Source organism: Vibrio marinisediminis (assembly GCF_014050145.1).
Classification (GTDB): domain Bacteria; phylum Pseudomonadota; class Gammaproteobacteria; order Enterobacterales; family Vibrionaceae; genus Vibrio; species Vibrio marinisediminis.
Genome location: NZ_JACFYF010000003.1, coordinates 94,621 through 109,418 on the forward strand (window position 1 = coordinate 94,621; position 14,798 = coordinate 109,418).

Consider the following 14,798-nt stretch of genomic DNA (forward strand, 5'->3'; position numbering starts at 1 on the left):
AAAGTCAATTATTCGTGGTTTGCATCCAACCAGTTTGCCATCGCAACAAATTGCTCAAGCGTTAGGTTTTCTGGACGCAGTGCAGGGTTAATCCCTAACTCTTCTAACGTTTCTGTACTAAGCAGAGACTTGTAGCAGTTACGTACGGTCTTACGACGTTGGTTAAAGCCTTCGCGGCATACTCGCTCTAGCCACTTTAAGCTAGTCGCTGGATGCGGTAGTGTTTCATATGGCATTAAACGAACAACCGCTGATTCTACTTTTGGCGGCGGAACAAATGCTGTTGGTGGCACTTCTAGTACAGGTACAACCTTACAGAAGTATTGCGCCATGACTGTTAGTCGACCGTATGCTTTGCTACCTGGTCCCGCTGCTAGACGGTTTACCACTTCTTTTTGCAACATAAAGTGCATGTCTTGAATATCCGCGTGGAATTCAAACAAGTGGAACATCAACGGTGTCGAGATGTTGTATGGCAAGTTACCAAAGATACGCAGCTTGTTGTTTGGTTTAACCAATTGTGCGAAGTCGAAGCGCATTGCATCGCCTTCGTGAATTGTTAGCTTATCTGCTAGCTCTGGGTGGTTACGCAGACGCTCAGCAAGATCTCGGTCAAGCTCGATAACGGTGAACTTATCCACTTCACGACCAACAGGCTCAGTGATAGCACCAAGACCCGGACCGATCTCAACCAGGTTCTGCCCTGGAAGTGGATTGATGGCGGAAACAATACCATCAATAATATAAGGGTCGTTTAGGAAGTTTTGACCAAAACGTTTACGCGCTTTGTGTCCTAGATGGACATCATTTCTCATTGTTTCTTCTCTACTAAATCTATTGCGTGCGCCAATGCTGTTCGGAAGCTCCCTGTATCCGCTAGACCGGTACCGGCGAGATCAAGTGCTGTACCGTGGTCCACCGATGTCCGAATAAATGGTAGGCCCAGAGTGATATTCACTGAACGGCCAAATCCTTTGTATTTTAGCACGGGAAGTACTTGGTCATGATACATACCTAATACGGCATCAGCATCTTGTAAGTACTTTTCGTTAAAAATGGTGTCAGCTGGAAGCGGACCGATCAGGTTAATATTCTTATCCTGTTTAATACGCTCTAATGTTGGCGTAATGGTCTCAATTTCTTCTCTGCCTAAACAGCCATCTTCCCCTGCGTGAGGATTAAGCCCGCAAACATAGATGTTTGGCTGACGAATAGCAAATTTTTCTACTAAATCGGTATGTAAAATATCAATGATTTTTTCTAGACGCTCTGCCGTTACCGCTTTAGAAACGTAAGCCAGTGGGATATGTGTGGTAACAAGTGCTACGCGTAACCCCTCTGTTGCCAGCATCATAACCACTAAGGGTGTATTTGATTTTTCGGCAAAAAATTCAGTGTGACCACTAAATGCGACGCCTGCTCGGTTAATCACCCCTTTGTGTACAGGGCCGGTTACCACGGCATCAAATTCACCGCTCATACAACCGTTGGTCGCGCGCTCAAGTGTTTGCAGTACGTAATGACCATTGGCTTCGTTGAGCTGACCAATTTCGACGGCTTGTGCAACAGGGACATGGTCGACAATCAATGAGCCAGCTTGTTGTTTCTCAATGGGCAGGGTTGCATCGTAATCATGCAGTGTTACCTCAATACCAAGTTGCTTAGCACGTTCAGCCAGCATGGCTTTATCAGCACAAACGATGATTTGGTGATCCCAGCCTTCTTTAGAAAGAGCTAAGACCAAATCTGGACCGATACCAGCAGGTTCACCTGCGGTAACTACAATTCGTTTAATTGTCATTTTGCTGATCCTTCACCATTTCAACGTAAGCGGATGCACGAATTTCTTGTAACCATGTGCTTACTTCCTCGTTGAATTTACGATTGAACAGGATGCGATAAGCTTTGTTTTTCATTGCAGAGTCGGTACGGTCGACTTCGCGACGATCCATGACTTCGACAATATGCCAACCGTGAACGGTTTTAAAAGGTGCACTAATTTGACCGACGGCAAGCGTATCAACTTGGTGTTTAAACTCAGGTACGTAAAGATCAGAGGTTTGGTAGCCAAGGTTGCCATCTTGGGCTGCTGAACCAGGGTCTTGGCTATACTGCTGTGCCAGTTCACCAAAGGTTGCTTCGCCGGCATTGATTTGGCGAACAATCTCGTTGAGCTGCTTCTGCACACCTTCATCACTTAAAATTACCGTTGGTTTAATCAATATATGACGAGCATTAACTTCTGTTACTGCAACGGTTTCAAGACCTTTTACGTCTTCAATTTTTAAGATATGAAAGCCGACACCGCTACCAAATGGACCAATGATACTGCCTTTGTTTTGCAGTTTGATTTGGTCTGCAAAAATGGTTGGCATCTCTTCTTTGCGCATCCAACCCCAATCACCACCTTGTAGGGCTTTCGGACCTTTGGAGTAGGCGTAAGCCAGTTTCTCAAAATTTTCACCAGCTTTCAGCTTCTGAACCAGTTCATTGGCAAGAGCTTGAGCTTCCGCTTTGTCTTCACCGTCGCCGACACGTAATTGGATATGACCAATTTTGTATTGAACGGTAGCGTTGGTTTCATTGGCAAGTACTTCAGCTAAATTATCCACTTCGGCGGGAAGAATGTTAACTCGACGACGAACGAGTGTATTACGAGCTTCGCTGGCTGCAATTTCTTTGCGCACTTGTTCGCGAAATTCTGGGTAGCTAATGCCTTCTTCACCAATCGATGTGATCAGTTGTTCGACGGTTTGATTATTGTTTTTTGCAATATCATCAATGGCACTATTTAGGCGACTATCATCAATACGAACGCCAATACGCTCCGCTTCTTGCTGTTGAATCGTTTCGAGAATTAACTTCTCTTCTACTTGCTCAACCAATACATCTTGTGCAGGCAGTGACTTGCCGCTTTTCTTGGCATTGATTGTTAGAGTTTTAAGTGCAGTATCAATGTCGCTTTGTAGGACGACACCGTCATTAACAATAATTGCCACTTTGTCCATTTCGACCACATTGGCATTGGCTGCACCGATATGGCATGCCGCTACAAGGGTAAGCAGCGTCGTTTTCCAAGTATTCATCAATAACCCTTAGATGTTTGCCAGCTCAAATGAGCTGGCTTGAAAAATTAGTTGTTTAAGAAGAATGGGCGTCCGTAACCCAAAGAGTTACTGCCGTTGTCGTTTTCAGACAGTCCAGAGCCTGTACCCATGTTGGTACCAAAACCAACAATACCAAAGTTGATACTGAAGTTGTTTTCGTAGTCTGCAGTAGCATTCGGGTAGTTTGAAAAGCCAGGTTCAGGGCTCCAACCACGTAATTGGTTGCTGTAGGTGAAACCGATGTACCAACAGTCATCGATGTAGTTAATGCGAGCGAGCCATTCAATCGATTGATCTGTGGTTAAATCGTAAAAATACTGTGCGCTTGCGTTCCAATTTCGTGAGAAGGTATAACCAGTTAAAAGACCAGCTTGAGAGATACCGTCTCGGGTGATGCCATCAATACCGTTATTAGCATCGATACTTTCTAAGTCTACGGTTTGCTCTATATAGCTCTTGGTTACATAGCGGTAGTTACCTTGAATATAGCCTTTGTTAAAGCGGTATTCTAAGGTGCTGTTGCTGATTTGCATTTCGCTAGAGTCAACGTCGTATTGAACCCCACCGTGGTAGAACAGGTAGTCAGAGAAGTTAAAGTCCATCTCAACAGCCCAAGCTGAATAGCTGGTTGAATCAGGGTCAGAGTCAAGAGTATTAGAGTCTGAGTTCTTGGTTGATTTATCTAAGTAGAAAATCTGACCAAACGAGATATTTAATCGTTCTTTGTACATATCATCAAAGAAACGAGTGGAAGCACCATAGCTAAACTGGTTTGCAGCGGCAATTCTATCAACACCACTGTATTTACGACTGCGGAATAGACCGTAGTAATCCGTTTGTAGCAGTGTCGTATCGTAGAGATAGATATCTGATTGATCTTCTTTCGGCACGTACAAGTACTGAACCTGCGGCTCTAAGGTTTGAGTGTAACCGCCCAAGACATAGCTATTACGCTCCAGAACGATCCCAGCATGGGTTCTAAATTCTGGAATCACACGAGTCACGCTCTCTTTCAGGTTGTATCTATCATACTGTGAGTCGTTTAGGTCAATCCCATCCAAGTCTTGCTGATAATTGGTACCCAAAATGCGCGCTTCAGTTGTCCACGAACCCCAGGTTGTGCTGATAGGAATGGTGATTCCTGGCTCAACATGGATGCGAGTCGCAGATGGCTTCGACTTGTCATCAGTATCAAATCGAGATACGTGGCTGACAACATCAAAGTCTAAATATGGTGTTAATGCAGGCGAGTAATAATTAAACGAGAGCTGTGGCAATATGCGGTATGGCAGGCTGCCCTCTTCAGTTAATACTTGGAAGTCTCGCGCCAGTAAAGTGGCATCCCAATTGTGCGTACGGTACTGGAACTCGCCTTCTTGGATGAGTTGACCATCTTCACGTTTACCGATGTTCGAGTCGATATCGGTAAAGTAATTAATATCGCTTACTTTTGAGTAATCGATATGGAATTTCCAGTTTTGCTGGTAGATACCGTCATGGGTGTATTGCATTGCCCAGCGGTCGCCTTGCTCAGGATATTTCTGATCGTCTGGCAGGTATTCAGATTCGACCTGACCTTGACCTAACTCACTCAAGTAACGGAACTTACTGTTTAGCTGTGTCCCGCGTTTTTCCATGTACTTTAGCGTGGTTTCCAAATCGTAGTTTGGTGCCAAGTTCCAGTAGATTGGCACTTCAAATTCAATACCATCGCTTGAACCATAGGAGACTGTAGGGTAAAGGAAACCCGTCTTACGAGTATCGCCAATTGGAACGGTTAGGTACGGAAGGTAAAAAATAGGCACGCTTTGCACTTCAAAGCGAGGATTGAAGAAAGTCGCTTCTTCTTCGTCTTGATCAATCTCAATGCTTGATGCTGACATGCGCCATGAATTATCACCTTCAGGACACGAGGTCAGTGAGCCATCTTCTATTTCATAGATCGCTTTACCTGTTTTGGACACATAGGCTGCTTCACCGCGCCCTGGTTCACACAGAAACTCGTATTTGGTGTTATTCAGTTCAACGTATTCGGTATTGAGGTTATTCACCGCTTTATCGGACAGCGTTTTTACCTGCCCATCGCTGAACATAACATTACCTTCTGCCACCACCACATTGTCCTTTTGGTGGAGGGTCACGCTGTCAGCCTGCATACGCTTTTTGCCTTGTACAACAACGACATTACCGCTATAAGTGGCTTTGTCACCATTTACGCCTTCAAGGCTATCAGCTTCGACCGTGATCGGCTGCTGATTTGGGTTTTCTGCATCAGGTTGGTCGATCAAGCATTGATCTATAGCGGGCAGTTCCTGCACACTATTGTCTACTAAGGCTTCATTGGCTTGAATCTGAGGTGCAAATAGTGATGCACTGATTGAAGCGGCTAGTAACGTACGTGGAAAACGTGACATCGAGTTTTACTATCCTGTTGAACTTGATAAATTCGGTGAATAACTACCGAACAAAGAATAAAACGGTCTTTATCATAAAGGAATTTAAACCATCCGGCACTATCAGACCGCGTAACGATGAAAAAATTCATAGATTGAGAGCACATAATGCATATTTTTGGCAAAATCCTTGGCACTTTTTTTGGCTTTCTATTTGGTGGCCTATTTGGTGCTGTATTTGGTCTTTTTCTTGGCCACCAGTTTGATAAAGCACGCCGATTGCAGCAAGCTGGCTTTCGTTCTTCGCCATTTGGTGGTGGACCAAGCCAAGCGCAACGACAAGAAGAGTTTTTTAAAGCCGCCTTTGCTGTTATGGGGCACGTAGCAAAAGCGAAAGGACAAGTAACGAAAGAAGAGATTCAGCTCGCAAGTACCATGATGGATCGTATGAATCTCCATGGCGAACTGCGTACTGCGGCTCAAGAGGCATTTCGTGAAGGCAAATCATCCGACTTTCCGCTTGATGATGTATTAGCACGAGTAAAAATATCGTCTGGTGGTCGCTTTGACTTATTGCAGTTTTTCTTAGAACTACAGATTTCTGCGGCTTTTGCGGATGGAAGTCTTCACCCAAGTGAACGCGATGTATTGCACCGTATTGCTGAAAAATTGGGATTCTCTGCGCAGCAACTTGAACAGCGTTTACGTATGCAAGAAGCCGCTTTCCGCTTCCAGCATGGTGGTTTTGGTGGGCAAGGAGGTCAGCAACAATCAGGCAGTTGGCAACAAGCACCGTCTGCAAACCAGTTAAGTGATGCTTATAAGGTTTTGGGTGTTGATGAAGACACCGATTCTAAAGTGTTGAAACGCGCTTACCGTAAGTTGATGAATGAACACCATCCAGACAAACTAATGGCAAAAGGTTTACCGCCAGAAATGATGAACGTAGCGAAAGAGAAATCGCAAGAGATCCAAAATGCTTACGATCTGATTAAGAAAGTGAAAGGCTTTAAATAGGTTAATGGTGATTTAGAAAAAGAAGGCGAGCATATGCTCGCCTTCTTTTTCAATAGTGTGCTTATTTGCGAACCGCAATGGCTTCAATCTCGATACCTACATCTTTAGGTAAGCGAGCGACTTCAACACAAGATCGGGCAGGGTAGTGCGCGACGTTATGCTCATCAAAGAATTCACCATAGGCTTGGTTTACCGTAGCAAAATCGTTGAGATCCTTTACAAATACCGTCATTTTTACGATATCAGTGACACCCAGTCCTGATGCTTCTACTACCGCTTTTACGTTTTCTAATGATTGACGAGCTTGAACTGCGATATCGGCAGAGATTTCACCAGTTACTGGGTTGACTGGAATTTGTCCAGAAGTCATTACCATGTTGCCTAGATCAACACCTTGAACATAAGGACCGATAGCAGCGGGTGCTGCTTCTGTGTGAAGAACTGTAGTCATGTGACGTTTCCCATTGTTTTAATTGAAATAAAGCACGCAGTTTGCCTTGTATAAAATAGCGGGTAAATAGCCACGTACCTCACTTTTGTAAGGTACTTGGCTAGCTTGATTAATTAGATTTCTTTGCTTAGCGCTCGGTCACAATTTCTCGAGAGAATACTTTCTCACAATATTTGCACTTTAAGCGAACGTCGTTGTTTTTCTCAAACACTCTAAAGCTACTCTCTACTGGTTCCCCATGAGTGATGCAGTTTGAGTTAGGGCACTCAAAAACATTATTCACCTGTTCAGGAAGATCCAAGGCGAGCTTTCTAACAACCTGATAGTTTTCAATTTGGTTTACTGTCGCGTGCGGGGCATAAAGCGCTAACTTACTTGCTTGATCTTCATTGATGAATACGTTTTCAATTTTCAGTAGATCTTTATGACCAAGCGCCGAGGATGGCAGATTAAGCCCTACCGTCACACGTTGATTGGTTTTATCCATGCTAAATAGCTTCAGTACTTTAATACCAACTTGCGCAGGAATATGGTCGATTACAGTTCCGTTTTTAATTGCCTCTACCTGCAATTGAGTTTCTTTAGCCATGATTATTCTCCTCGATTACAGTGATTTATTTAGAACGAGAGCCAAGAGTGCTTGGCGAGCGTATACGCCATTTTCGGCTTGTTGGAAGTAGCAAGCGTGTGGTGTTTTATCAACGTCAGAGGTGATCTCATCAACACGAGGAAGTGGGTGCAATACTTTTAGGTTTTCACGCGCCCCTTCAAGTATCGAAGCCGTCAGAATATAAGCCGATTTAATGTGCACGTATTCCGACTCATCAAAACGCTCTTTTTGCACTCGCGTCATGTACAAAATGTCAAGCTCAGGGATGACACTTTCCATGTCGGTATGCAGGCTATATTGAATGCCAGCTTCATCAAGCTCTTCACAAATATAATCGGGCATTGCTAATGCTTCTGGTGCAACAAAGAAGAAGCGAATGTTGTTAAATTTAGCTAAAGCTTGGGTTAATGAGTGCACCGTGCGACCGTATTTTAAGTCACCAACGAAGGCCACATTCAAATTGTCCAAACGACCTTGCGTTTCAGAAATAGTGTATAGGTCGAGCAGTGTTTGGGTTGGGTGTTGATTTGCACCGTCACCGGCATTAATCACGGGTACACCGTTTGAGAATTCAGAAGCAAGACGAGCAGCGCCCTCTTGTGGGTGGCGCATCACAAAGGCATCAACATAGCTAGAGATCACTTGTACTGAGTCCGCTAATGTTTCGCCTTTTTTCGCCAGCGATGTGTTACCCGCGTTATCAAAACCAATCACATCACCACCAATGCGTTGAATTGAGGTTTCAAAAGAGAGGCGGGTACGGGTTGATGGTTCAAAGAAACAGCTCGCAACCACCTTGTTTTTAATCAGATCTGGGTTGGGTTCTGCTTTTAGCTGACCTGCGGTTTGGACTATTAACTCGAGCTCTGCACGTGATAGCTCTGGAATCGAAATGATGTGCTTGTTGTAAAGCGTATTGGTCATAATCGTCATCCCTATCTGACTAGAAAAAATTTTAGGCAATAAAAAAGCCCCCCAATAGGGAGGCTTTAAAAAACAGTAGAAGTTGAAAAATAACCAGCCAGTAAGCAAGCTAGCTTACCTTGAGTAAAGCGCATTGTAGAACACGAATTACGTGGCATTATTGACAACCTCCAGACAAATTGCCGTGAATTATACGCAGAAGATTGTCGAGCGCAAGCGATTACTTCGCGCTTTTTCATTCAAAAATCGTCGAGTATTAACTGCCTAAAGTCGCAACCATAACGGCTTTAATGGTATGCATACGGTTTTCTGCCTCATCAAAAACAATCGAATGGTGAGACTCGAAGACCTCTTCGGTGACTTCTAAACCTTTCATGCCATATTTCTCAGCAACTTCTTTGCCGATGGTCGTTTCATCATTATGGAAGGCGGGTAAGCAGTGCATAAATTTCACTTGAGGGTTACCGGTTTTTTCAATCACATCCATATTAATTTGATAGGGTGTCATTAGTGCGACGCGCTCATCCCAAGCTTCTGCGGCTTCTCCCATTGATACCCAAACGTCGGTGTAGAGAAAGTCACAGCCTTGCACGCCTTCATCAACATCAGCAGTAAGGGTTATTTTCGCCCCCGTTTGTTTGGCGATTTGTTGGCAAGTGGCGACGAGCTCTGCTTCTGGCCAAAATTGTTTGGGCGCGACAAGGCGAATGTCCATGCCCATTTTAGCGGCGCCAACCATGAGTGAGTTACCCATATTGTTGCGAGCGTCGCCTAGGTAGGCAAAGCTCATTTCAGACAGTTGTTTACCTTGACCATGCTCAAGCATGGTTAGAAAATCGGCCAAAATTTGGGTTGGATGGAATTCATCAGTCAACCCGTTCCACACAGGTACACCGGCGTGTTCTGCCAGCTCTTCGACAATCGCTTGACCAAAGCCACGATACTCTATGCCGTCGTACATTCTGCCAAGTACGCGAGCAGTATCTTTCATTGATTCCTTATGCCCAATTTGTGAGCCAGACGGACCAATGTAAGAGACCTGCGCGCCTTGATCAAAAGCGGCGACCTCAAATGCACAGCGAGTCCGTGTGGAGGCTTTCTCAAAGATTAAGGCAACATTTTTACCTTGTAGGGTTGGCTGCTCTGTACCCGAATACTTAGCGATTTTTAAATCCGCTGAGAGGTCGAGTAAGAACTGAATCTCTTTTGCAGTGAAGTCGAGTAACTTAACGAAATTACGGTTACGAAGATTGAAAGCCATACTCTAATCCTTGAGTCTGAATAATATATATCATTAGTAAAACATAAAAACGCACTAAAAGTGAATAATTATTTTATATTAATTGGCAAATAACGAATAGTCATTCGCCATGTTGAATGAGATTTTTACGTAACCTATGTCTATAGGTTTTCTTCGGCGTATTCCGCTAGGCGGCTTCTGACGACACCGTTTAAATGGATATTGGCGCTGCCTTCAAAGTTTTTGAATCGCTCAACCATGTAAGTTAGACCTGAAGTTACCGGGGTGAGGTATTGAGAATCGATCTGCGCCAAGTTACCTGAGCAGACAATTTTTGTGCCTTCCCCACAGCGGGTAATAATGGTTTTGATTTGTGAGGCCGTGAGATTTTGGCACTCATCGAGCAACACAAACGCATTTTGAATCGAACGACCACGCATAAAGTTGATCGATTTGAACTGAATGTTGGCTTTGTCACAGATATATTTGAGTGAGCCTTCCGTACAGTGATCGTTTTTATGCAGCGCTTCCAGAGTATCGGTAACCGCAGCCAGCCATGGCAGCATTTTCTCCTCTTCGCTACCGGGTAAAAATCCGATTGATTCACCAATGTCAGGCGTGTTTCGTGTGACGATAATTTTATCGAACATGTTTTTTTCAATACTTTGTTCAAGTGCTGTCGCTAAGGCGAGTAGGGTTTTACCACTACCTGCGGCGCCAGTTAAAATCACTAAATCAATGTCAGGATCAAGCAGGGCATCCATTGCCATCGCTTGGTAAATATTTTTTGGTGCAATGTCCCAAGCTCTGCGATGCATCAACCGCTCGCGACTGAGGTCTTTTAAGCTGATGGAGTCTTCATTAATCTCAGCAACTCGCCCAACAAAATCGCTATCATCAATCACATATTGGTTTAAGTAGGTTGGCTCGAAAGGTGCTTTTGCTAAGGTGTGAAAAGTGCGACCCGCAAGGTTTTTACTTTCCACTTGTTCAACACTTGCCCAAAAGTCCCCTTCAATTTGTTGGAAGCCTTTGGTGAGGTATTCAACATCATCGATCAGTTGATCAGAACGGTAGTCCTCGACATAACGAACCCCAGCCCCTTTAGCGCGTAGCCGCATATTTATGTCTTTGGTGACTAAAATAACTTCACGTGGTGCTCGTTTGTTTTGTAGGTAGAGCGTTGCATTGAGAATGCGATTGTCGCCAGCTTTGTCGGCAAAGGCTTTAATTGTTTCTTGCAGTTCAAAATCAGCCAAAATTGCAATGTGTCCAGAGCTTTCTTTACCGCGATTAATCGGGATACCTTCAGAAATTTCATCAGGAGTCGCATCTTTAAATAGCGCTTCAAGGGCTCGAATTGCCACCCTAGCATCACGCGCGACATCACGCTTACTGTCTTTAATGCGGTCAAGTTCTTCTAAAACTGTCATTGGAATAACGACGTCGTGTTCTTGAAAGGAGTAAATGGCGAGAGGTTCGTGAAGAAGGATATTGGTATCGAGTACGAAGAGTTTTCTGTCCGTATCACCCATAAGCGTCTCCTGCCGCAGAGCGGCTCAGTGCTCACTGTTGTGAGGCTGACTTAACTGCTTACTGGCTGACAACGCCTGATTGAAGCTTCGATCCACTTGCCTTGGTGCTTGAATACTTCATTTATCATCGCTCTAACGCTACTTGAAGAGTGCGCGCAAGAGTCAGTCAGCAAACCCGTGTTGATCGTCTCTTTTATACGCATCAGTGAGGTAAAAGGTAAAAATTTAAATCACTGCCGCGTTAATAAAAGTATATACCTGATTTTCTTAAAGTTGCAGCGACAAGAGCGCATTTAATTTTCCAGCCTCACTGCCAGAGTCTTCGTTATTCGCTGTTTTCGCGCCACCATCAAGATGGCTAGGTATTGATAATCAGTGGGTTTAGTTGTGCCACTGCTTTCTTACACTTTGATGTCATTTAGTACAGTGGTGAAAATTTGTTAGGAAATGCGCGCTAGGCACGTGACCAATGTCACAGCTTCGAGTAAGATGTCCGACCTTTTTCCGCGCCTAAGCTGACCTAAAATCCCCCCGTCAGCCGCCTTTGAAATGGCGCGAGAACAGCTATGATAAATAGTAAATTTATTAAATGAGGTAGTCGATTCATGACATTTGCTTTGGGCCAGCGTTGGATTAGTGATACGGAAAGTGATCTTGGTTTAGGAACCGTAGTGGCATTGGATGCTCGTACAGTGTCGTTAATGTTTGCTGCATCAGAAGAGAACCGTGTTTATGCCCGTAGCGATGCGCCCGTAACTCGTGTGATATTCAATGTTGGTGACGTTATTGAAAGCCAACAGGGTTGGTCATTAAAAGTTGAGCAAGTCGTTGAAGAGCAAGGACTACTGTCATATGTCGGTACTCGCGAAGAAGATGGCGAGCAAGATGTCGTATTGCGCGAAATCATGCTTAGTAACCAGATTCGTTTTAATAAACCGCAAGATAAGTTGTTTGCAGGTCAAATAGACCGCATGGACAACTTTGTACTGCGTTTCCGAGCATTACAAAACCAATATCAACAACATAAGAGCCCAATGCGTGGTCTGTGTGGTATGCGTGCTGGTCTCATTCCGCACCAGCTATACATTGCACACGAAGTGGGTCGTCGTCATGCGCCTCGCGTTTTGTTGGCTGATGAAGTGGGTCTTGGTAAAACCATTGAAGCGGGTATGATCATTCACCAGCAAGTGCTGGCCGGTCGTGCTGAACGTATTTTGATTGTGGTACCTGAAACACTACAACACCAATGGTTGGTTGAAATGATGCGTCGTTTCAACCTGCACTTTTCTATCTTTGATGAAGAGCGTTGTATTGAAGCGTTTGCAGACTCAGATAACCCATTTGATACTCAGCAATACGTCTTGTGTTCACTCGATTTCTTGCGCAAGAGCCGTAAGCGCTACGAGCAAGCTTTAGAAGGCGAATGGGATCTATTGGTTGTCGATGAAGCGCACCACCTAGAGTGGAGCCAAGACAAACCAAGCCGTGAATACCAAGTGGTGGAAGGTTTAGCTGAACGTACGCCAGGCGTGTTACTACTTACGGCAACCCCTGAACAGCTTGGGCGTGAGAGCCACTTTGCTCGTTTACGTCTGCTTGATTCTGATCGTTTCTATGACTATGAAGCGTTTGTGAAAGAAGAAGAGCAATACGCACCAGTTGCAGACTCAGTTAGCATGCTGTTCTCTGGGCAACAATTGCCAGATGAAGCGAAAAACCAAATTACAGAGCTGTTATCTGAGCAAGATGTTGAGCCGCTGTTCCGTATTATTGAAAGCGACAGTGACGCTGCTGCGATAGCGGCTGCGCGCCAAGAGTTGATCGATAACCTAATGGATCGCCATGGTACGGGTCGCGTGTTGTTCCGTAACACTCGTGCGGCAATCAAAGGTTTCCCTGTGCGCAATGTGAACTTGTTGCCAATGGCGATACCTCAGCAGTACACCACCTCTATGCGTGTATCAGGTTTGATCGGTGGAAAGATGAGCCCAGAGGCTCGTGCGTTGAAAAACCTTTATCCAGAAGAGATCTTCCAAGAGTTTGAAGGTGAAGATTCAAGCTGGTGGCAATTCGACTCTCGTGTGAACTGGCTACTTGAAAAGATCAAAGATAAGCGCAGTGAAAAGATCCTTGTGATTGCTTCGCGAGCCAGTACGGCGCTGCAACTGGAGCAGGCACTGCGTGAGCGTGAAGGCATTCGTGCAACTGTATTCCATGAAGGGATGTCAATTCTGGAGCGTGACAAAGCGGCCGCTTACTTTGCGCAAGAAGAGGGCGGAGCCCAAGTGCTGATCTGTAGTGAGATTGGTTCTGAAGGACGCAACTTCCAATTTGCAAACCAGTTAGTGATGTTCGATTTGCCATTCAACCCTGACTTGCTTGAGCAACGTATCGGTCGTTTGGACCGTATTGGTCAAAACCGTGATATCGACATTCATGTGCCATACCTTGAAGGGACATCACAAGCGATTTTAGCGCGTTGGTTTGATGAAGGTTTGAATGCCTTTGCCGAAACTTGCCCAACGGGTCGTGCGGTTTACGATTTGTTCTCTGACCGTCTGATTGAGATTTTGGCATCAGGCACTAACGAAGGCTTGGATGAGGTGATTGAAGAATCTGCCAAGCTAAACAAAGAGCTAAAATCACAACTGGAGCAAGGTCGTGACCGCCTGCTTGAGATGCACTCAAATGGTGGCGAAAAAGCACAAGCGATTGTCGAAAAAATTTCGGCGACAGATGGCGACACCAACTTAGTCACATTTGCATTAAGCCTGTTTGATACCATAGGTTTAAACCAAGATGACAAAGGTGAAAACGCACTGGTGGTGACACCTTCAGAGCATATGTTGGTGCCAAGCTACCCTGGTTTGCCTTATGAAGGGGCAACGATTACTTTTGACCGCGATACCGCATTGGCACGTGAAGATATGCATCTGATCAGTTGGGAACACCCAATGATCCAAGGTGGTATTGACCTGCTAATGAGCGAAGGCGTTGGTACGAGTGCGGTGTCACTACTGAAAAACAAAGCATTACCGGTTGGTACATTGCTGCTTGAGCTGGTTTATACCGTTGATGCCCAAGCGCCTAAGCGCAGTGGCATTAGTCGATTCTTACCACAAACACCAATTCGTGTGATGCTTGATGGCAAAGGGAATGATCTTTCTGAACAGGTTGAGTTTGAAAGCTTTAACCGCCAACTAAGCCCAGTTGGTCGTCATATCGCGGCTAAGTTAGTGGCTTCTGTTCAAGCGCAAGTTCATCATTTGATTGCGGCTGGTGATCAATTGGTGTTGAGCAAAGTCGATGCAATTCGCAGTCAAGCACAGCAAGAAATGCAAGTAAGCTTGAATGCGGAGCTTGAACGTCTACAAGCGCTAAAAGCGGTTAACCCAAATATTCGTGATGAAGAAATTGAAGCGATTGATGCGCAAATCAAAGAGCTAACAGGCTACATCAGCAAAGCGCAGTTCCAATTAGACTCGCTACGCATGATTGTCGTCTCTCACCAATAATCCCAC

11 protein-coding genes are annotated in these 14,798 nt (G+C 44.9%); 2 read left to right on the top strand and 9 right to left on the bottom strand.

All coding sequences use genetic code 11. The features are described from left to right. Window positions 1-8: 8 nt before the first annotated feature. From rsmA to lptD, 4 genes are read right to left on the bottom strand one after another with little or no spacing between them, the layout of a single operon-like run. Window positions 9-815: a 16S rRNA (adenine(1518)-N(6)/adenine(1519)-N(6))-dimethyltransferase RsmA gene (gene rsmA / locus H2O73_RS07285; protein WP_182108095.1), complete on the bottom strand. Its 807-nt coding sequence runs from the start codon at window positions 813-815 to the stop codon at window positions 9-11. After that, window positions 812-1,801, bottom strand: coding sequence for a 4-hydroxythreonine-4-phosphate dehydrogenase PdxA (gene pdxA / locus H2O73_RS07290; RefSeq protein WP_182108097.1), 990 nt, complete (start codon window positions 1,799-1,801; stop codon window positions 812-814). Before pdxA ends, rsmA begins: the two co-directional genes overlap by 4 nt. Continuing rightward, window positions 1,791-3,086, bottom strand: a complete 1,296-nt coding sequence (surA, locus tag H2O73_RS07295; RefSeq protein ID WP_182108099.1) for a peptidylprolyl isomerase SurA — start codon at window positions 3,084-3,086, stop codon at window positions 1,791-1,793. Before surA ends, pdxA begins: the two co-directional genes overlap by 11 nt. 47 nt (window positions 3,087-3,133) lie before the next feature. Beyond that, complete coding sequence (gene lptD / locus H2O73_RS07300; RefSeq protein ID WP_182108101.1) at window positions 3,134-5,521, bottom strand: LPS assembly protein LptD; 2,388 nt, start codon at window positions 5,519-5,521, stop codon at window positions 3,134-3,136. Between the two features lie 147 nt (window positions 5,522-5,668). Here lptD and djlA point away from each other — a divergent pair, with 147 nt between their 5' ends. Then, window positions 5,669-6,517: a co-chaperone DjlA gene (gene djlA / locus H2O73_RS07305; RefSeq protein ID WP_182108103.1), complete on the top strand. Its 849-nt coding sequence runs from the start codon at window positions 5,669-5,671 to the stop codon at window positions 6,515-6,517. A gap of 61 nt (window positions 6,518-6,578) precedes the next feature. Here the strand turns inward: djlA and H2O73_RS07310 are convergent, their stop codons facing one another. The 5 genes from H2O73_RS07310 to H2O73_RS07330 form a co-directional block, all read right to left on the bottom strand. After that, window positions 6,579-6,968: a RidA family protein gene (locus H2O73_RS07310; RefSeq protein WP_182108105.1), complete on the bottom strand. Its 390-nt coding sequence runs from the start codon at window positions 6,966-6,968 to the stop codon at window positions 6,579-6,581. Window positions 6,969-7,095: 127 nt separating this feature from the next. Beyond that, on the bottom strand, window positions 7,096-7,557 hold the full coding sequence (gene pyrI / locus H2O73_RS07315; RefSeq protein ID WP_182108108.1) for an aspartate carbamoyltransferase regulatory subunit: 462 nt from the start codon (window positions 7,555-7,557) through the stop codon (window positions 7,096-7,098). Window positions 7,558-7,572: 15 nt separating this feature from the next. After that, the gene (gene pyrB, locus H2O73_RS07320; RefSeq protein ID WP_182108110.1) at window positions 7,573-8,502 is read right to left on the bottom strand and encodes an aspartate carbamoyltransferase; all 930 of its coding nucleotides are present in this window, start codon (window positions 8,500-8,502) and stop codon (window positions 7,573-7,575) included. Between the two features lie 256 nt (window positions 8,503-8,758). Then, window positions 8,759-9,763: an ornithine carbamoyltransferase gene (locus tag H2O73_RS07325; protein WP_182108112.1), complete on the bottom strand. Its 1,005-nt coding sequence runs from the start codon at window positions 9,761-9,763 to the stop codon at window positions 8,759-8,761. Window positions 9,764-9,903: 140 nt separating this feature from the next. Continuing rightward, window positions 9,904-11,277, bottom strand: coding sequence for a PhoH family protein (locus H2O73_RS07330; protein WP_182108113.1), 1,374 nt, complete (start codon window positions 11,275-11,277; stop codon window positions 9,904-9,906). A gap of 605 nt (window positions 11,278-11,882) precedes the next feature. Here H2O73_RS07330 and rapA point away from each other — a divergent pair. After that, window positions 11,883-14,792 carry an RNA polymerase-associated protein RapA gene (rapA, locus tag H2O73_RS07335; protein WP_182108115.1) on the top strand — a complete coding sequence of 970 codons (2,910 nt, stop codon included), beginning with the start codon at window positions 11,883-11,885 and terminating at the stop codon, window positions 14,790-14,792. Window positions 14,793-14,798: the final 6 nt, after the last annotated feature.

Bases quoted from the DNA above. Each gene is read 5' to 3' on its own strand.
- H2O73_RS07310 (WP_182108105.1), bottom strand. From the start codon at position 6,968: ATGACTACAGTTCTTCACACAGAAGCAGCACCCGCTGCTATCGGTCCT.
- rsmA (WP_182108095.1), bottom strand. From the start codon at position 815: ATGAGAAATGATGTCCATCTAGGACACAAAGCGCGTAAACGTTTTGGT.
- pyrB (WP_182108110.1), bottom strand. From the start codon at position 8,502: ATGACCAATACGCTTTACAACAAGCACATCATTTCGATTCCAGAGCTA.
- pyrI (WP_182108108.1), bottom strand. From the start codon at position 7,557: ATGGCTAAAGAAACTCAATTGCAGGTAGAGGCAATTAAAAACGGAACT.
- djlA (WP_182108103.1), top strand. From the start codon at position 5,669: ATGCATATTTTTGGCAAAATCCTTGGCACTTTTTTTGGCTTTCTATTT.
- H2O73_RS07330 (WP_182108113.1), bottom strand. From the start codon at position 11,277: ATGGGTGATACGGACAGAAAACTCTTCGTACTCGATACCAATATCCTT.
- H2O73_RS07325 (WP_182108112.1), bottom strand. From the start codon at position 9,763: ATGGCTTTCAATCTTCGTAACCGTAATTTCGTTAAGTTACTCGACTTC.
- pdxA (WP_182108097.1), bottom strand. From the start codon at position 1,801: ATGACAATTAAACGAATTGTAGTTACCGCAGGTGAACCTGCTGGTATC.
- lptD (WP_182108101.1), bottom strand. From the start codon at position 5,521: ATGTCACGTTTTCCACGTACGTTACTAGCCGCTTCAATCAGTGCATCA.
- rapA (WP_182108115.1), top strand. From the start codon at position 11,883: ATGACATTTGCTTTGGGCCAGCGTTGGATTAGTGATACGGAAAGTGAT.
- surA (WP_182108099.1), bottom strand. From the start codon at position 3,086: ATGAATACTTGGAAAACGACGCTGCTTACCCTTGTAGCGGCATGCCAT.